Consider the following 16,808-nt stretch of genomic DNA (forward strand, 5'->3'; position numbering starts at 1 on the left):
GCCGCACAGGAACCCCACAGCGGCCGACGCGAGTGTCGGAACCGAACAGCCACCCACGAGAAGGGACCGCCCCGATGAGCTCCCCCCGCAACCCCCTGAGCCTGGCCCGCCGCTGGACGGCCGGCGTCCTGCTGGCCTCCACGCTCGGCGCGGGGGCCGTCGGCGTCCACCTGGCGCAGGACCAGGGCACCACGACGGCCGGCTCGACCGGCACCAGCGGATCCGCCTCCGACACGAGCAGCTCGGGCTCGTCAAGCAGCACGGGGTCCACCGGCTTCAGCGCCGTCCCCGGGGTGTCCTCGGGCACCGGCTCCGCCCAGACCAGCACGAGCGGGTCGTGAGCGCCGTGCACACCGACACCGCCCGCGTGGGCCAGAACGTCTTCACCGCGTCCGCCTCCTTCGAGGCCATCGGCACCCACCACCACCTCATCGTGACCCGGCCGGAGACCCTCGGCGTGGCCATCTCCGCCGCCCGCGACCTCCTGGCGGAGCTCGACGCAGCGGTGTCGCGGTTCCGTCCCGACTCGGAGGTGAGCGCGCTCGCCCGGCAGCACGCCGACCGCGACGCCACCGCGCTGGTGTCGCCGGTGTTCGCCGCGAGCCTGGCTGCGGCGCTGCGTACGGCGCGGCTGACCGACGGACTCGTGGACCCCACCGTGGGGGGCGCCGTCATCGCCTCCGGGTACGACGCCGACCTGGCGGTCGTCCGCGCTCGTGACCAGCGCGACGACGGCGCGCGCGACGACGACCCGCGCGACGACGACCCGCGCAACGACAGCGCGCGCCGGGACGACCCGCGCGACGACGACCCGCACGGCACGCGCGGGCTCGTGGAGCACGCGGTCGTCCCGGGCTGGCGCACCGTGGAGCTCGACCAGTCGCTGCGCCAGGTTCGCGTCCCGGCCGGCACGGTCCTCGACCTCGGCGCCAGTGCCAAGGCGTGGGCGGCCGACACCATCGCCGCCCGGCTTGCCGCGTCGCTCGACGGCGGTTTCCTGGTCAACCTCGGTGGCGACCTCGCCGTCTCGGGCGACCTGCCCGCCGACGGGTGGCAGGTCGCCGTCGAGGGCACGGCGGGCGAGGTGCGCCAGGTCGTGGCCGGCCACGGGCAGGCCTTCGCCACCTCCTCGACCGGCCGGCGCACCTGGGCCCACGAGGGCCACCCCCGCCACCACATCGTCGACCCGCGGACCGGTCTCACCGCGCCCGCCGTGTGGGAGCAGGTGACCTGCGCCGGGGCCACCGCAGTGGAGGCCAACGCCGCGTCGACGGCCGCCGTCGTCCTCGGGCGGGAGGCGCCGGCGTGGCTGGCTGCCCGCGGCATACCGGCACGGCTCGACCCGGCCGGCGGCGGACCCGTCGTCACGACGCCCGGCTGGCCACAGCCCGGCGCGAGCGGGAGGAGCGCGGCATGAACGAGCTCCTGTGGTTCGTCTCCCGGGCGACCGGCACGGCGAGCATCGTCCTGCTGACCGCGGTGCTCGTCCTGGGGGCGCTCACCGCCGGCCGCCGCAGCCGCGCCCTGAGCCAGACCGTCGTGGTCGGGCTGCACCGGTCGCTGGCCCTCGGCACGTCGGCGTTCCTGCTCGCGCACATCGGCACGGCGGTCCTGGAGACCTACGTCAGCATCGACTGGGTCTCCGCGTTCGTGCCCTTCACCGCCGGCTACCAGCCGCTGTGGGTCGGGCTCGGCACCCTCGCCTTCGACATCGTGCTGGCCGTGGTCGCGACGTCCCTGCTGCGGCACCGGCTCTCCCGGCGCGCGTGGAAGGCCGTCCACCTCACGGCATTCGCCCTCTGGCCGCTCGCCCTCGTCCACGGCTACGCCATGGGCACCGCGAACGAGCCGCTGCTGCGCCTCGTACCCGTCGCCTGCGCCGTCGTCGGCGGCCTCGCCCTCACCTGGCGCGCCGTCGCGCGCCACGCCGACCAGGACCGCCGCCAGGCGATCCTCACCCAGGAGTGGTCATGAACCTCGTCCAGCTGCTCGAGCAGTCCGGCCTCACCGGCCGTGGTGGTGCGGCGTTCAGCACCGCCACCAAGGTCCGCGCCGCCCACGAGCACGGTGCCGCGCTCATCGTGAACGCCTGCGACGGCGAGATCGGAGCCATGAAGGACGCGTACGTCGTCGAGCACCACCTCCCGGAGCTGGTCCGCGGCGCCACGCTCGTCGGTGGCCGGCGCGTCCGGTACGCAGCCCACCGCGGGTCCGCGACCGAGGCCCGGCTGCGCTCGGCAGGGCTCGACGTGCTCTCGGCACCCGCGCGGTACGTGTCGTCGGAGGAGACGTCCCTCATCTCGCTGGCCCAGGGCGGGCTGGCGCGGCCGATGACCAAGCGGCAGCCGTTCGTCATGGGCGGCGCAGACAGCGAGGGACGGCGCATCAGCCCCACGGTGGTGCTCAACGCCGAGACCCTGTGGCGGGTCGCCCAGGTCGTCGAGCACGGGCCGCAGTGGTTCCGGTCGCAGGGCCTGCCGGACGAGCCGGGCCCGCGCCTGGTCGGCGTCGGCGGTGCGGTCTCCCGCCCGGGCGTCATCGCCACGAGCGCCGGGATCGCCCTGCGCGACATCGTGGCGGCAGCCGGGGGCGACCTCGACCACAGCGGCCCGGTCATCGTCGGCGGCCTCGGCGGCGTGCTGCTCAGCCGCGCCGAGGCTGCCTCGGCCACCTGGTCGACCGAGGGCCTGCGGGCGTTCGGTGGGCGTCCGGGGTCGGGCGTCGTGCACGTGCTCGATGCCGGCGACTGCCCCGTGGCGCAGCTGGCCCACTGGTTCGACCACGCGGCGGGGGAGAGCGCCGGCCAGTGCGGTCCGTGCATGTTCGGCCTGCCGTCGATCGCCGCCGACTGGCACGAGCTGGCCGTCGGGAGCTCGCCCGTCGCCCGCGAACGCCTCCAGCGCCGGGCCGCCTCGGTCACCGGCCGCGGTGCGTGCCGCTTCCCCGACGGCGTCGCAGGGCTGGCCACCTCGGCCCTGCGCGTGCTGTCCGACCACCTCGCCGACCACGCCTGCGGCCGCTGCGCCGAGGGCCACCCCTCCAGGAGCAGCCATGACCGCGTCCTCGCCCACTGACCGCCGCGACCGTCCCGCGCTCGCCGGCCACCCCACCGTCAGGGTCGACCGGGTCGCCTGCACCGGGCACGGCGTGTGCGCCAGCCTTCTCCCGGGAAGCGTCCGGCTCGACGAGTGGGGCTATCCCGTCGTGCTCACCGCCGCCGAGGGAGGCGTCGACGACGGGGAGAGCGCACGGGCTGCGGCGGTCCGTCTCTGCCCGGCCATGGCCCTGTACGCAGAACGCCGGAGCTGACCTACGGTCGATGGTGGACGCCCCGTGCTCGGGCGCCGCGTCCCTATCAAGGTTCATCTGATCGGGCAAATATCAGACTTCCGCTTGACGAACCACGTATGACACGCGTGTAATTCCATTGTTGTCATCGGGCCGGTGGCGACAACGGCACCGGGTCGAGGAGGAAGCCGTGCACGAACTTCAGTTGGTCGCCCTGGACGGCGGCGACGACACCGAGATGTCCTGGCAGGAGCGTTCGCTCTGCGCCCAGACGGATCCCGAGGCGTTCTTCCCCGAGAAGGGCGGCTCGACGCGCGAGGCCAAGAAGGTCTGCGTGGGCTGCGAGGTGCGCTCCGAGTGCCTCGAGTACGCCCTGGCGAACGACGAGCGCTTCGGCATCTGGGGCGGGCTGTCCGAGCGGGAGCGCCGCAAGCTCAAGAAGCGTGCGGTCTAGTCGCCGGACCGGCGACCCCCTCGTGACGAGCTCATGACGCTGGCCCCGCCCCACCGCACGACCGACGCCGGATCGGCCCCCCACCCCGGCTCCAGCCAGAGCTCCCACGCGGGTGCCGCCCCCGGCGCCGAGACGACCGGCGTCGCGGCCGCCGTGACCGCGGTGCTGGTGCTCCGCGGACCCGCGTCCGCGCTGCCGCAGACCTTGGACTCCCTGGCCCGGCAGACGCGTCTCCCCGACCGGCTCCTGGTCGTGGACCCCGGCCTGGACGGCAACGCCGTCGAGGTGGTCCGCGCCCACCGGGCCCTCGCCGACGCCGTGCCGGACGCCGCGTACGTCAGCGTCGCCGACGCCGCCACGCTCACCGAGGCCGTCCGCGCCGCCCTCGCACAGGTTGGCGAGCACGCGGCTGCCGCCGGTGGCGAGCACCGCTCCGTCGCGGGCGAGACCCCGGCGGTCCCGGACGACACCGCAACCGTCGCCGACGAGACCCCCGCTGTCGAGCACCTGTGGGTGCTCACCTGCGACAGCGCAGCTGCGCCCACGACGCTGGCCCGGCTCCTCGACGCCGTACGCCGCTCGCCCTCGGTCGGCGCCGCCGGCCCCAAGCTCCTCGACTGGACCGTCCCTGGTGCCCTGCGCTCCGTCGGCGTCCAGCTGACCCGCAGCGGTCGGGTCATCCCGTCCCCCGCGCCGGGTGAGCCCGACCAGGGCCAGTACGACCGCCGCTCCGACGTCCTTGCGGTGCCGGCGACGGGGATGCTCGTCGAACGGGCGGTCTTCGACGGCCTGCGCGGTCCCGACCGGGCGTTCGGCGACTTCGGCGCCGACGTCGACTTCTCCTGGCGCGCCCAGCAGGCCGGCCACCGGGTCGTCGTCGTGCCCCGGGCCACGGTGTGCACCGGCGCGCCACTGGGTGACGACGACCGGAGCCCCTCGGGCTCGGGGGACACCGCCACCCGCATGCGGCGCCAGGCCCGGCGGGTCGCGCTGGCCCGGTGCGCCTGGTGGGCGCTCCCGTTCCTCGCCGTATGGGTGGCCCTGACCAGCCTGGCCGCCGCCCTCGCGCTGCTGGTCGCCAAGCGGCCGCGCGCCGCCTGGGCCGAGCTGTCCGACCTCGGTGCCGTGCTCACGCCCGGCCGCGTGCTGGGCGCCCGGTGGCGCTCACGGGGCACGCGCCGCGTACGCCGTCGTGACCTCGCCGGGCTGTTCGTGCCCGCCTCGACCGTGCTGCGCCACACCGGCGACCTGGTGCACGACCAGGTCGCCTTCGACGACGGCCGCGTCCTCGAGACGACCACCGAGGTCGTCGAGGCCGGTCCGGTGCCCGACGAGGCGCAGGACCTGCACGTGCTGGGCTCCACCTGGCTCTCGCGCGCCGCTCGCAACCCCGGCCTGCTCGCCTTCCTCCTCGCCACGGTGACCGCGCTCGTGGCCACCCGGTCCATGGGCGGCGGCCTGTTCGAGCGGCTCGGGTCCGGCGTCGTCGGTGGGGAGCTGCTCGGCGGCCGCGCCACCACAGGGTCGACCTGGCACCTGTGGCTCGACGGCTGGCACGGAGCCGGCCTCGGCCAGTCCGGGGAGCAGGGCCCCCACCTCGTGGTCCTCTCCGCCCTCGCCTGGCTGGTCACCCACCTGCCCGTCGTCGGTGCCCCCGCGTCGCCGGTGGGATCGGCGGTCGCGCTGCTCGTGACCCTCGCCGTCCCCGCCTCGACGCTCGCTGCCTACCTCGGCGCCCGCGTCATCACCCACTCGCGCTGGCCGCGGGCCCTGGTCGCCCTGGCGTGGGGGAGCACCGCGGTGCTGACCTCCGCCACTGCGACCGGTCGGCTCGGCGGCCTCGTCACGGGGATGCTGCTGCCCCTCGTCGCCGCCGGGTTCGCCCTCGCCGCCCGGAGGGGTGGCTCGACGACCGTGACCGCCGCGACCGTGCTGGCCACCGCGGTGCTCGGGGCGTTCGTCCCGGCGTTCCTGCCGCTGGCGGCGCTGGCCGCGGTGCTCGTCGTCGTCCTCGGCCGCGGCGGTGCGCGCCTGCGGGGGCTGGCCCTGCTCGTCGGACCCGCCCTGCTGCTCGGGCCGTGGGTGCAGACGCTCGTCGAGCGACCCATGCTCCTGCTCGCCGGGCCCGGACTCACGGTGTGGGGCGCCGACCAGGCGCTGCCGTGGCAGCTCGTGTTGCTGCACCCGGGCGGCCCGGGTTCGTACCCCGTGCTGCTGTCCGCCCCCGTCGTGCTGGCCGGTGTGCTGGGTCTGTTGCGGGCCGGCCGCCGCGGCTGGACCGCCACGGTGCTGTCCTTCACCGGCCTCCTCGGCCTCGCCTACGCCCTGCTGGCACCCCGCCTGGTGCTCGCGACCGTGCCCGCGGGCTCGCCCGACGCCGGCGCCTCGGTCACCGCGTGGTCCGGCACCGGACTGGCGCTGCTGGCCCTCTCGCTCCTCGCGGCAGCGCTCCTGGGTGCCGACGGGCTCGCGGTCTCGCGAGCCCGCGGTGGCTGGGTGGCACTGACCCGCTGGCCCGTGGCCGCTGCGCTCATCGTCGCCGTGGTCGCCGGGATCGGCTGGACCTCGTGGAAGACCCTCGGCGACACGCTCGGTACGTGGACCGATCCGCGCCCGGCCGTCGCCGTCGACCAGGCCGAGAGCGGTGTCGGCAACCGCATGCTCCTGCTGCAGCCCGAGGGCACTGGGCTGTCGTTCGACCTGCTGGGGCGCGAGCCCTCCGACCTCGCCCGGTCCCTGCCGCCGACGGCCGCGGACCGCCCTGACGAGACCGCGCTCGCGACCGCGGTCGGCCAGCTGTTCCAGCAGGGCGCCGCACCCGGTGAGCTCGACCCCGCCAAGGCGCTGTCCGACCTCGCGGTGGGGTTCGTCGGCCTGCGCACCGACGACACCGATCCTCGGATCCGGGCGCTGGACGCCACCGCCGGCCTGGGCCGCCTCGGCCAGCACGACGGCGTGACGTTCTGGCGGGTCCTCCCCGGCGGCTCGAGGGCCGACGACGGGTCCCTGGCCCCCTCCCGCATCCGGCTCGTGACCGCCCGCTCCGCGCAGGCACTGTCCGTGGACGGCGACCACGGCCGCCTCGTCACACGGGCAGTCGTGCCCCAGGGCGCCTCCCTCGTCCTCGCCGAGCCCGCCGGGTGGGTCCGGCACGCCCGCGTGGAGGTCGACGGCCACGTGGTGGCGCCGGCCGACGAGGGCGTCGCCTACCCCGTACCCGCGGGCGCGCACACCCTCACCGTCGAGGTGCTGCCCTCCGACGCCACCTGGCGCTGGGCCCAGGGTCTCGCCCTCCTGCTCGTGGTGTTCCTCGCCATCCCCTTCGGCAACCGTGCCTCGAGGAGGCGGTCGTGAACGTCTCCGTCAGCGGCATCGTCCGGACGGTGCTCGTCGCCGCGGCCGGCGCGGGCCTCGTGGTCGCTGCCACGCAGAGCCAGGGCGCGATCGCCCTCGGGTCGAGGACGGCGGACGACTCGCGCGTCAGCGGCTCCACCGACCCCGTACGCGGCTCGACCGTCGTGTGCCCCGGCCCCGAGCTCAAGGGGGTCCCCGGCGTGGACGACCTCCCACTGGGGGTAAGGGTCGCGGCAGCTGCCGCCCCCGCGTCGGTCCTCAGCGGGGTCGCGCCCGTGTCGACGCCGGGCAGCGTCGTGCTCACGGCAGTCCCCGGCGGCCCCGCCAAGGACACGGCGACGACGCGCGGCGACCTCGCCGCCGCCGACGTCGGTGGTCGCTCCGGCGTCCTCGCCGAGGCATCGCAGGCGCTGGCTCCCGGCCTGGCCGCGGCGCAGTCCTGGCTGGTGGCCTCCGGCGACCAGCGGGCGCTCGCCTCGAGCCCCTGCACCCAGGCCGGGTCGGACTTCTGGGTCCTGGCGGGCGGAGGCGCTCCGGGCCGCCAGGAGCGGCTCGTCCTCACCAACCCGGGCGGCAACGCGGTCACCGTCGACCTGACCCTGCACGGCCCCGACGGCGAGCTCGCGTCACCGCAGGGCAAGGGCATCGTCGTCCCGGCTCGCGGCCGCACGTCGTTCCTCGTGGACTCCATCGCCGGCGACGTCGCGTCGCCCGCCCTGCACGTGGTCGCCGAGGGTGGGGTCGTCTCCGCGGCGGTCAACGACTCGTGGCTCGACGGCACGCGCCCGGCCGGCTCCGACGACGCCGTACCCACCGCACCGCCGTCACGAGACCAGGTCATCCCCGCGGTCCAGGTCGCCGGCCCGGCCGTGCTGCGCGTCGCCGTACCGGGTGACTCCGAGGCCGTCGTCCAGGCCAGGGTGCTCACCGCGACCGGGCCACGCGCCCTGCCTGCCGGTGGTGTCACGCGCCTCGACGGCGGACAGGTCCGCGACATCGACCTGTCCAAGCTGCCGTTCGGCACCGTCGGCATCCAGGTCCGGGCCGACGTCCCGGTCGTGGCCGCGGTCATGGTCAGCCGAGGTGCTCCCGGTGCGCCGAGCGACTTCGCCTGGTCGTCGTCCACCCCGGCGCTCACCGGTGTGGCCGGGCTGCCGTTGATGGACCCTGCAGGCTCGCCGAAGCCCCTGGCCCGTGGCCTCGGGCTCAGCGCCACCGGCGACACGGCCGTGGTCGACGTGGTCACTCTCGGCGCGGGCGGGGCGGAGAAGACCCAGCGCGTGACCGTGGCCCGCGACAGCTCGTCGACGGTCAACCTCACGGGCGCGAGCTCGGTGTGGGTGCGGCAGGTCTCCGGCAAGGGCCTGCTGCACGGCGGGGTCATCTCGGCCATCTCCGTCGCCGACGGCACCCTCATCACCTCGACCCCGCTGCTCGACACGGCCCTGCGGACGACGAGCGTGAGCCTGCGCGAGGTCCGCCACTAGGCCCGAAACCGGTCAGCCGGGGACGGTGTGGCCTCGGGGCGGTCAGTCGTCGCCGGTGTCGTAGCGGGGGTCGAGGTCGCCGGGCGCCATGCCGAAGAGTGCGGCAACCTGCTCGACGACGACGTCACCGACGATCGCGGTCAGCTCGCGCTGGTCCTGGGCACGCGCCTCGATCGGCCTGCGGTAGATGACGATCCGCGCCGGCTGCCTGCCGTGGGAGGGAAAGACACGGCCCAACGGGACGCCGTCGCGCTCCCACGGCGCGGGGTCGGTGGTCGGCACGTCCTCGACGGCGAACTCGACCTGCTCGAACCGCGGTCCCAGCCGTGGTTCGAGCCTGGCCGCGCTGTCGAGCACCAGGTCGTCGAACTGCTGGCGCCGAGTCACCATCGCGGGCACGGCAGGCCATGCCAGCGGGCCACGGACGCCGCGGCCGCGGCGGTCCCGGCGTGGTCCGCGGCGGGCGGCGGGCGAACCGGGGGAGCCGGACGAAGTCACGCGACCACCCTACGGCGTGCCGGGTCGGCGGCCGCCGGGTCGTCGCATAGAGTCCCCGTCGTGAGTCTGTCCAGGAGGTGCTCCCGCACCGCGTGCCCCAAGGCCGCCATCGCGACGCTCACCTACGTCTACGCTGACCAGACCGCGGTGGTCGGCCCGCTCGCCACCTTCGCCGAGCCGCACACCTACGACCTGTGCCTCGACCACGCCGAGGGGCTCACCGCCCCGCGCGGGTGGGAGATCGTGCGGCTGTCGGGGGAGTACGTCGAGCCCGAGCCGTCGCACGACGACCTGCTGGCGCTGGCCAACGCGGTCCGCGAGGCGGGGCGTCCCCGGCTCGGTGAGCAGCCGCTGGCACGCACGGCCGGCCACCCCACCGGGCACACCACGGTGCGGGCGGACGACGAGGGCGCCTCGGGTGCCGTCGAGACCGGTCGTCGCGGGCACCTGCGCGTTCTGCGCGACAGCTGACCCCGGCTAGGGTTGCGGCGTGTCCACGCCCCACCTCGCCGACTTCGTCAAGGCCTATGACGTCAGGGGCCTGGTGCCCGAGCAGCTCAACGTCGACGTGGCCTGGGCCCTTGGTTCGGCGTTCGCCCAGGCGGTCGTCATCCCCGAAGGTGCCACCGGCGTCGTCATCGGCCACGACATGCGCCCCTCCTCGCCGGAGCTCTCCCGCGCCTTCGCGGCGGGCATCACCGCGCACGGCCTGGACGCCACCCTCATCGGCCTGTGCAGCACCGACGGCCTCTACTACGCCAGCGGGGCTCTCGACCTGCCCGGGGCGATGTTCACCGCGAGCCACAACCCCGCGCAGTACAACGGGATCAAGCTCTGCCGCGCGGGCGCCCGGCCGGTCGGGCAGGACTCCGGCCTCGCCGCGGTCCGCGACCTCGCACAGGAGCTGCTCGACTCCGGCACCAGCGCCGGCCCGGCCGAGGTCGCGAGCGGTGAGGTGGGCGAGCGCGACCTGCTCGCCGACTACGCCACCTTCCTGCGCGGACTGGTCGACCTGTCGGGCAGCCGCCCGCTGAAGGTCGTCGTCGACGCCGGCAACGGCATGGGCGGCCACACCGTCCCGGCCGTCCTCGGCTCGGGTGCTGGCCTTCCCCAGCTGCCGCTCGAGGTGGTTCCGCTGTACTTCGAGCTCGACGGCACCTTCCCCAACCACGAGGCCAACCCCCTCGAGCCCGAGAACCTGCGCGACCTGCAGGCCGCTGTCGTCGAGCACGGCGCCGACCTGGGCCTGGCGTTCGACGGCGACGCCGACCGGTGCTTCGTCGTCGACGAGCGCGGCGAACCCGTCAGCCCCAGCGCCGTCACGGCCCTCGTCGCGACCCGCGAGATCGCCCGCGAGGTGGCCGCCGGCGCCAAGGCCGAGGACGTCGCCGTCGTCTACAACGTCATCTCCTCCGCCGCCGTCCCCGAGATCATCGCCGAGCAGGGCGCCCGCGGCGTCCGCACCCGTGTCGGCCACTCGTTCATCAAGGCGGAGATGGCGCGCGAGGACGCGGTGTTCGGCGGCGAGCACAGCGCGCACTACTACTTCCGCGACTTCTGGTTCGCCGACACCGGCATGCTGGCCGCCATGCACGTCCTCGCGGCGCTGGGCGAGCAGGACGAGCCGCTGAGCGGGCTCACCGCTGCCTACACCCGGTATGCCGCGTCCGGCGAGATCAACTCGACGGTCACCGACGCCGCAGCGGCCACCGCGCAGGTGCGCGACTGGGCTGCTGCGCAGGGCGCCGAGTTCGACGAGCTCGACGGGCTGACCGCGACCCATGCCGCGGCCGAGGGGGCCGACGCGACCGGTGACCGCATGTGGTGGCTCAACCTGCGCGCGTCCAACACCGAACCGCTGCTGCGGCTCAACGTCGAGGCCGCGGATGTGGCCACCATGGAACGGGTGCGGGACGATGTCCTCGCCCTGGTGAGAGGAGAAGGCTGATGGCCGAGCAGACCACAGGAGCCCCGATCGAGCCCTGGCTGCGCGAGATCCTGCGCTGCCCGGCCTGCCGCTCGGGGCTCGCCGACGCTGACGGTGCGGCCGGTCCGGAGCTGCACTGCACCAACGCCGACTGCGGCCTGCAGTACCGCATCGACGACGGCGTGCCCGTCCTGCTGGTCGACGAAGCCCGCAAGCCGGCCTGACCCGGAGGCGGCGACCGATGGCTCCCTACCTCGACGAGGCTCGCATCGACAGCGAGGAGGCCATCGCCGTCCTCGACAGCCACCAGACGCTGCGCGGCCTCGCCACTGCGGGCGCGCAGGTGCGCGAGGCCATCAGCCTCTCCGCCGAGGGCGGCATCACGCGGGTCGCGGGCGGTGAACGTCCGCGTTCCGTGCTGGTCGCGTCGTTGGGCGGTTCGGGCGTGGTGTGCGACATCCTCGACCTGCTGGCCGAGCCTGGTTCGCCCGTGCCGGTCAGCGTGCGGCGCAACGTGCCGCTGCCGGGGTGGGTCGGACCCCTGGACCTGGTCATCGCCGTGTCCCAGTCCGGCCGCGCCGCCGGGCCGCTCGCCCTCGCGGCCGAGGCCGCCCGGCGTGGCGCCTCGCTGCTGACCGTCGGGTCCGCCGACTCACCGCTGGCTGACGTCGCGGCGCAGGCCCGCGGGGTCCACATCGACATCGGCCGCGGCCGTACCACCTCCCGCACCGCACTCTGGTCGCTGCTGGCCCCGGTGCTGCTCGCCGCCGGAGGCCTCGGCCTCGTCGACGTGGGGGAGCAGGTGCTCCTCGAGACCGCCGACCGCCTCGACGAGGTGGCCGAGGCATGCCGTCCCTCCTCGGAGTCGTTCGTCAACCCCGCCAAGGTGCTTGCCGTCGACCTCGCCGAAGGAGTGCCGGTCGTCCTCGGCGACGGCCCCCTCAACGGCGTCGCCGCCGGCCGCGCCGCGTCGATGCTCGCCCGGACCGCGCGCATCCCCGCCATCCACGGCGAGCTCCCCGACGACGCCGCCCAGATCGTGGCCTGCCTCGACGGGCCGTTCACCACCGCGTACGGCGCCTCTGCCGGGGCCCTCGCGGGGGGCGGCTCCGGGGGCGCCTCGGGGGGTGCGGACATCTTCGCCGACCCGTTCCTGGACGGGCCGGTCTCACCGCGGCTCGGGCTGCTGATGCTCCGCGACGCGGTGCCGGACCCCCTGACCCGCGAGGCCGCCGAGTCCGCTGCCGTGGCCGATGCCGTCGCCGAGGCCGCGCGCGAGGCCGGGGCCCGGGTCAGCGAGGTCACGGCGCTGCCCGGCCACCCGCTGACCCGCCTCGCCGGGCAGCTCGCGACGACCGACTTCGCGGCCACCTACCTGGCGCTCGGCCTCGGCCTCGACCCGGCCGTCTCGCCGCACGTCACGGACCTGCGCAACCGCACCGGCCGCTGACGACGGGCCGCTGACCCACCCACTACTGGGCCAGGGCGAGGACCTCGGCGGTGGGAAGGGTCGCGAGCTCGGCGGCGTCGACGACGAGCTTGCTGGCGCGCATGCCGCTGCCGATGACGACCTGGCCGGCTGCGACCACGGCCTCGTCAACGAGCACCGGCCAGTCGGCCGGGAGGCCGACGGGCGTGATGCCGCCGAACTCCATGCCGGTGAGCTCGACGGCGTCCGCCTGTGGCGCGAAGCTGATCTTGCGTACGTCGAGGTGCCGCCGGACCACGCCGTTGACGTCGGCGCGGGTGGAGGCGAGCACGATCACGGCCGCGTAGCGCAGCTCGCCGCCGCGCTTGCCGGCGACGACCACGCAGTTGGCCGAGTGCTCGGGCGCGCTCTCGTAGGCCTCGCAGAACGCAGCCGTGTCGGCCAGCGTCGGGTCGATCGGCGCGACGCGCGCGCTCGGTGCCAAGGACAGTGCCTGGGCCACAGGCGGCGCGAGCAACTCGGGGTGGTCAGCGGCGGGGGACCAACTGAGGGTGCCTTCTGCGCGGTTCACGCCAGCGAGGCTACCGACCCGTGGCCGGTTCGAGCAGGACGTACCCGGCGTCGGTGCCGCGGGTGCCCCAGCCCCGCGCCTCCAGCGCCGCGACGAGGGGTGCGTCGCGCTCCACGAGGGCGGCGCGGGCACCGTACTGGTCGAAGTCCTGCTCCCAGCCGGGCTCGGTGCTGAGCACCCGCAGGTAGGCCCGGGCGCGGGCGGGGCCGTAGATCTCGGCCCGGGTGTCGGCGGTGTGGCGCAGCTCCGGGTGGGCGTACATCAGCCAGCCGCCCAGCAGGTCGGTGTTCCAGACGACCGTGCCGGGGGCCAGCGCCGACAGCGAGGCGTCGAGCCGCGACGGGACGCCCTGCGGCTGCTCCGGCCCGGTGGACGCGAGCAGGCCCGCGAGACCGAGCGCCAGCACAAGCCCCGCGCCGACCAGCACGCGTTCGGCTGCGGTGCCCTGGACGCGGGCACGGCCGAGGGCGCGGTCGAGAGCCCGGGCAGCCAGCGGAGCCACGATGACGGCGCACAGGCCCACGGTGCGCATCGACGACACCCCCCACGCGACCGCCACCAGCCACAGCAGACCCTCCGACCACCGAGGCAGGGTCCGACGGGCCGCCCAGAGCAGCGGCACGAGCAGCACGAGGGCGAGGGTGACGAGCACCGACGGGCTGTCGAGGGTAGGGCGGCGCCACTCGAGGATGTAGGGGCTGACCGCCCGCACCGTCGCGAAGCTCTCGTAGAGCCGCAGCCCCAGTGGTGTCAGGGCGGTCGCGGCCGCGCTCGCCACCACGACGCCGGCGAGCCGCACGACGTCGCCACGGGTGGCACGCGGGCCCCGGCTGGGTTCTTGGCGGCGTCCATCGTCCCGAGCCGGTCGAGGACTCCGGCCATCGAGCGCGACACCGAGGACCACGGCCGCGCCCACCGTCACCCCGACCACCCACGTCCCGTGGCAGCACGCCCACAGCCAGGTCACGGCGACGAGCCACCATCGCGGCCTGAGGTCCCGGGCGGTGCGCAGCCAGGCGCCGATAACCACGGCCAGCAGGACGAACCCCACGAGCTGCGGTCTGGGGCTCAGGCTGTCTGCGGTCCCGAGCACCGCGGCCCCCGCGACGAGCGCAGCGGCCAGCGGCCCGGCGACGCCGCGGCAGAGCGCGAGCAGGGAGGCGCACACGGCGAGCTGTCCGGCCGAGGCCAGCCAGGCGACGGCCGGCAGCCCGCCGAGGTGGTGTGCCCAGGCCATGGCGAGCTCGGGGAGCCACTGGTTGAGCACCCACGGCTGGGTCGTGAAGGTGGAGTACGGGTCGGGGCCGGCGAAGTCGTGGGTGCGCCACAGGTGCTCGCCCGCCAGGACGTGCCACAGGGTGTCGGGGTCGCTGATGCCGGACCCGGCGTGCCGGGCGAGCGCGAGCAGCAGCAGGACGAACGCCACGAGCGGACCCCACCGCAGCACCGCCGGGGCGGGTGTGGATGACGTCTCCTGCGCGGGACGCGCGTCCACGGGGGCCGAGTGGGACGTCACCGCAGCGACGGCGGTGAGGCGGCGGCGTACTCCTGCAGGCTGGCGGCGTTGACGCCCGAGGTCGTCGTCACCTGCAGGTCGGACACCTGCAGCGACGCCTGGTCACGCCCCTGGCTCCCGGCGATGGCGGTGATCCCGCCGGTTGCCTCGAGGCGGACCTCGGTGCGCCCCCGGGGGAGGGTCAGCGGCACCGTCACGGTGCGCGGCTGGTCCTGGGCGACGGTGACGCTACGGGTCGGCCCACCCGGCGCGGAGACCGTCACCGTGCGTTGGGCGTCGCCGTTGCCCGCGACCTCGAAGCTGACCTGCACCTGCACCGGCGTGGTGCCGAGGTTGCTGGCGGTGACCACAGCCGTGGGGCCCGTCCACTGCGACGGTCGGCCGGAGGTGGTGTCGACGAGGGATCCCGCGAGGCTGACGACGATCGGGCGCAGCACCGCGTCGCGGCGACGAGCGAGGCCGTCCTCGCCGAGGGAGGCGCTGAGCGACGCACCCAGGGCTCGAAGGTCGTAGGCGACGAGGTCGGCGCGGTCCGCAGTGGCGACCGGTGATCCGAGGCGCTCCTGGAGGGCGTCGGTCGGGTCGTTCGCGCCGGCGTACCCGTCACGGTCGACCTCGACGGCGCAGAACCCGGCCGCTGCAAGGTCCTCGACGAGCCGCTGGTGGTCGGTGATCGGGAGCGCGAGCTGCCAGTCGGCCCGCGACGTGCCGCGGATCGCTCCGTAGCTCCACGCCAGCGAGGCGGGGGAGGCGGTGCTGGGCAGCAGGTGGTCGTAGTCGCCCATCGACCCCGGCGGGGTCTCCTCGGGGTAGGCGACGACGGGTAGCTGGAAGACGGGGCAGCTGCGCCCGACGTGGCCGGCGATGTCACGGGTGAAGGAGGCCAGCTCGGCCTGCTCCCGGGCGAGCGCGTCGTACCGCGGGGCCACGCCGGGGTTGGTCTGGTCGAGAACGCCCAGACCCAGGACGACGGCCGCGGCCACCCAGGCGGTGCGGCGGCCGTGGCGGCGCCCGAGCCGGCTCAGCCACAGGCCGACCGCGAGCAGGCCGAAGAGCGCGATCAGCACGACGAACCGGGACCAGGTGCGGATCTGCGGGGTGAAGAACAGGGCGACGACCGAGCCGAGGCCGGCGCGCGTGTAGAAAGCCAGAGAGACGAGGGTGAGGACGGCCAGCAGCCCCCACAGCCCGGTGGACCGCCGACCGAACGCCAGCGAGGCCAGGGCCACCCACAGGATCGCCACCACCCCGGCCAGGGCGACGAAGCCGAGCGCCGGGCGCTCCACGCTGGGAGGGGCGGCCACGCCGTACGCGAAGGAGAGGAAGCGTAAGGGGGCCGCGCGGTGCTCGTACCAGGGCAGGACGAGCTCGATGATCTTGCCGGCGTAGGTCTCGGACTCGCCGATGACTCGCTGCGCAGGCAGGGCACCGGTGACGAGGTCGCCGGCCCGGCCGCGGGTGGCCGCGAAGAGCGAGCCGCCACAGAGCAGCCCGAGCACCGCCGCGGCCGCGGCGCCCGGTGCCAGCGCAGCCGCACGCGTCCCGGTGCCCAGCCGAAACACGAGCACCACTGCGAGGAGGATGAGCGTGAATGCGACGTAGTAGACGTCCGAGAGGCCGACCACGAGCAGGACGGCGACCGTCCTGGCCACCTCCCAACGCGCCCGCCGGGCGACCACACCGCCCGCGCGCAAGGCGGACCGAGGAGGCAACAGAGACTCCCCGCGTGCGACCCGGACGACGACCCACACCGCGAGCGGCACCACCCAGTACGCCGCCAGCCACAGGTGGGCGAACCACTCCTGGTGCCCGGGGATGACGGAGAACAGGACCCCGGTGACGACGGCTGCCGGGCGGGTCGCGCCCAGCTCGCGCGCGAGCCAGTAGGCGGCCAGGGCCGCAGCCGGGAAGCCGAGCACGAAAAACACTGCGCTCGCCGTCGCCGCGGAGTCGGTGAACAGCCCCAGTGCCTTGATGCCGGCGAAGTTGAGCACGTCCGCCGTCGAGTAGAACGCCTGGTTGAGCCCGAACGGCGCGCCGACGTGGTCGTTCACCCGGTACCAGTCGCTGCGCAGGATCGCCCGCGTCTGCACGAGCACCTGCGGCGCGTCTCCCGACAGTGACAGGGGGATGCCAGGACGCCAGCCCCATAGGCGCAGGGCCTGCGCAGCGGCAAGGAGGGACAGGACCGCCGTGATCACCGGGCCCGCGGCGGAGCCCGCGAACGCACGGATCCGCGGCGAGGTCACCAGAGGAGTATGGGGGAGCCCGCGCGGGCCGCCGG

General features: G+C 75.2%; 16 protein-coding genes. 12 read left to right on the top strand and 4 right to left on the bottom strand.

The annotated features are described in order from the left end of the window. Positions 1–74 precede the first annotated feature (74 nt). The 8 genes from ASG70_RS04070 (at position 75) to ASG70_RS04105 (ending at position 8,583) form a co-directional block, all read left to right on the top strand. Positions 75–341, top strand: coding sequence for a hypothetical protein (locus tag ASG70_RS04070; protein WP_056882553.1), 267 nt, complete (start codon positions 75–77; stop codon positions 339–341). Beyond that, positions 338–1,417 (top strand): FAD:protein FMN transferase, encoded by a 1,080-nt coding sequence (locus ASG70_RS04075; RefSeq protein ID WP_200949178.1) that lies wholly within the window; start codon positions 338–340, stop codon positions 1,415–1,417. Before ASG70_RS04070 ends, ASG70_RS04075 begins: the two co-directional genes overlap by 4 nt. Next, the gene (locus tag ASG70_RS04080) at positions 1,414–1,974 is read left to right on the top strand and encodes a ferric reductase-like transmembrane domain-containing protein (RefSeq protein ID WP_056882554.1); all 561 of its coding nucleotides are present in this window, start codon (positions 1,414–1,416) and stop codon (positions 1,972–1,974) included. The genes ASG70_RS04075 and ASG70_RS04080 overlap by 4 nt, the downstream gene beginning before the upstream one ends. Continuing rightward, the gene (locus tag ASG70_RS04085) at positions 1,971–3,074 is read left to right on the top strand and encodes an NADH-ubiquinone oxidoreductase-F iron-sulfur binding region domain-containing protein (RefSeq protein ID WP_056882555.1); all 1,104 of its coding nucleotides are present in this window, start codon (positions 1,971–1,973) and stop codon (positions 3,072–3,074) included. The genes ASG70_RS04080 and ASG70_RS04085 overlap by 4 nt, the downstream gene beginning before the upstream one ends. Further along, entirely contained in the window at positions 3,052–3,309 is a 258-nt protein-coding gene (locus tag ASG70_RS04090; RefSeq protein WP_056882556.1) for a ferredoxin, read from the top strand. Before ASG70_RS04085 ends, ASG70_RS04090 begins: the two co-directional genes overlap by 23 nt. Positions 3,310–3,526: 217 nt before the next feature. Next, positions 3,527–3,742: a WhiB family transcriptional regulator gene (locus ASG70_RS04095; protein WP_200949197.1), complete on the top strand. Its 216-nt coding sequence runs from the start codon at positions 3,527–3,529 to the stop codon at positions 3,740–3,742. A 33-nt stretch (positions 3,743–3,775) separates the two neighbouring features. Beyond that, positions 3,776–7,096 (top strand): glycosyltransferase, encoded by a 3,321-nt coding sequence (locus ASG70_RS04100; RefSeq protein ID WP_056882558.1) that lies wholly within the window; start codon positions 3,776–3,778, stop codon positions 7,094–7,096. Then, the gene (locus tag ASG70_RS04105; protein WP_056882559.1) at positions 7,093–8,583 is read left to right on the top strand and encodes a DUF5719 family protein; all 1,491 of its coding nucleotides are present in this window, start codon (positions 7,093–7,095) and stop codon (positions 8,581–8,583) included. The genes ASG70_RS04100 and ASG70_RS04105 overlap by 4 nt, the downstream gene beginning before the upstream one ends. Positions 8,584–8,625: 42 nt before the next feature. Here ASG70_RS04105 and ASG70_RS04110 read toward each other — a convergent pair whose 3' ends face one another. Then, positions 8,626–8,973, bottom strand: coding sequence for a metallopeptidase family protein (locus ASG70_RS04110; RefSeq protein ID WP_056882560.1), 348 nt, complete (start codon positions 8,971–8,973; stop codon positions 8,626–8,628). 168 nt (positions 8,974–9,141) lie between these two features. On the opposite strand from ASG70_RS04110, the gene ASG70_RS04115 reads away from it, so the two are divergent. From ASG70_RS04115 to ASG70_RS04130, 4 genes are read left to right on the top strand one after another with little or no spacing between them, the layout of a single operon-like run. Then, on the top strand, positions 9,142–9,552 hold the full coding sequence (locus ASG70_RS04115; protein ID WP_056882561.1) for a DUF3499 domain-containing protein: 411 nt from the start codon (positions 9,142–9,144) through the stop codon (positions 9,550–9,552). A 19-nt stretch (positions 9,553–9,571) separates the two neighbouring features. Continuing rightward, positions 9,572–11,029 (top strand): phosphomannomutase/phosphoglucomutase, encoded by a 1,458-nt coding sequence (locus ASG70_RS04120; protein ID WP_056882562.1) that lies wholly within the window; start codon positions 9,572–9,574, stop codon positions 11,027–11,029. Next, on the top strand, positions 11,029–11,232 hold the full coding sequence (locus ASG70_RS04125) for a Trm112 family protein (protein WP_056882563.1): 204 nt from the start codon (positions 11,029–11,031) through the stop codon (positions 11,230–11,232). The genes ASG70_RS04120 and ASG70_RS04125 overlap by 1 nt, the downstream gene beginning before the upstream one ends. Before the next feature lie 17 nt (positions 11,233–11,249). Beyond that, positions 11,250–12,458, top strand: coding sequence for an SIS domain-containing protein (locus ASG70_RS04130; protein WP_056882564.1), 1,209 nt, complete (start codon positions 11,250–11,252; stop codon positions 12,456–12,458). A gap of 22 nt (positions 12,459–12,480) precedes the next feature. Here the strand turns inward: ASG70_RS04130 and ASG70_RS04135 are convergent, their stop codons facing one another. From ASG70_RS04135 to ASG70_RS04145, 3 genes are read right to left on the bottom strand one after another with little or no spacing between them, the layout of a single operon-like run. Then, positions 12,481–13,008: a YbaK/EbsC family protein gene (locus tag ASG70_RS04135; RefSeq protein ID WP_056882565.1), complete on the bottom strand. Its 528-nt coding sequence runs from the start codon at positions 13,006–13,008 to the stop codon at positions 12,481–12,483. A gap of 10 nt (positions 13,009–13,018) precedes the next feature. Next, complete coding sequence (locus tag ASG70_RS04140; protein WP_156399805.1) at positions 13,019–14,503, bottom strand: hypothetical protein; 1,485 nt, start codon at positions 14,501–14,503, stop codon at positions 13,019–13,021. A 17-nt stretch (positions 14,504–14,520) separates the two neighbouring features. Continuing rightward, a complete protein-coding gene (locus tag ASG70_RS04145; protein WP_056882567.1) occupies positions 14,521–16,773 on the bottom strand; it encodes a hypothetical protein in 2,253 nt (750 codons plus the stop codon). Positions 16,774–16,808: the final 35 nt, after the last annotated feature.

Source organism: Phycicoccus sp. Soil748, from assembly GCF_001428025.1.
In the GTDB taxonomy this organism is placed as follows: domain Bacteria; phylum Actinomycetota; class Actinomycetes; order Actinomycetales; family Dermatophilaceae; genus Pedococcus.

What these genes read in the sequence shown, in the direction of transcription:
- ASG70_RS04070 (WP_056882553.1), top strand. Translation starts at nt 75, where the DNA reads ATGAGCTCCCCCCGCAACCCCCTGAGCCTGGCCCGCCGCTGGACGGCC.
- ASG70_RS04080 (WP_056882554.1), top strand. Translation starts at nt 1,414, where the DNA reads ATGAACGAGCTCCTGTGGTTCGTCTCCCGGGCGACCGGCACGGCGAGC.
- ASG70_RS04085 (WP_056882555.1), top strand. Translation starts at nt 1,971, where the DNA reads ATGAACCTCGTCCAGCTGCTCGAGCAGTCCGGCCTCACCGGCCGTGGT.
- ASG70_RS04090 (WP_056882556.1), top strand. Translation starts at nt 3,052, where the DNA reads ATGACCGCGTCCTCGCCCACTGACCGCCGCGACCGTCCCGCGCTCGCC.
- ASG70_RS04095 (WP_200949197.1), top strand. Translation starts at nt 3,527, where the DNA reads ATGTCCTGGCAGGAGCGTTCGCTCTGCGCCCAGACGGATCCCGAGGCG.
- ASG70_RS04100 (WP_056882558.1), top strand. Translation starts at nt 3,776, where the DNA reads ATGACGCTGGCCCCGCCCCACCGCACGACCGACGCCGGATCGGCCCCC.
- ASG70_RS04110 (WP_056882560.1), bottom strand. Translation starts at nt 8,973, where the DNA reads ATGGTGACTCGGCGCCAGCAGTTCGACGACCTGGTGCTCGACAGCGCG.
- ASG70_RS04125 (WP_056882563.1), top strand. Translation starts at nt 11,029, where the DNA reads ATGGCCGAGCAGACCACAGGAGCCCCGATCGAGCCCTGGCTGCGCGAG.
- ASG70_RS04130 (WP_056882564.1), top strand. Translation starts at nt 11,250, where the DNA reads ATGGCTCCCTACCTCGACGAGGCTCGCATCGACAGCGAGGAGGCCATC.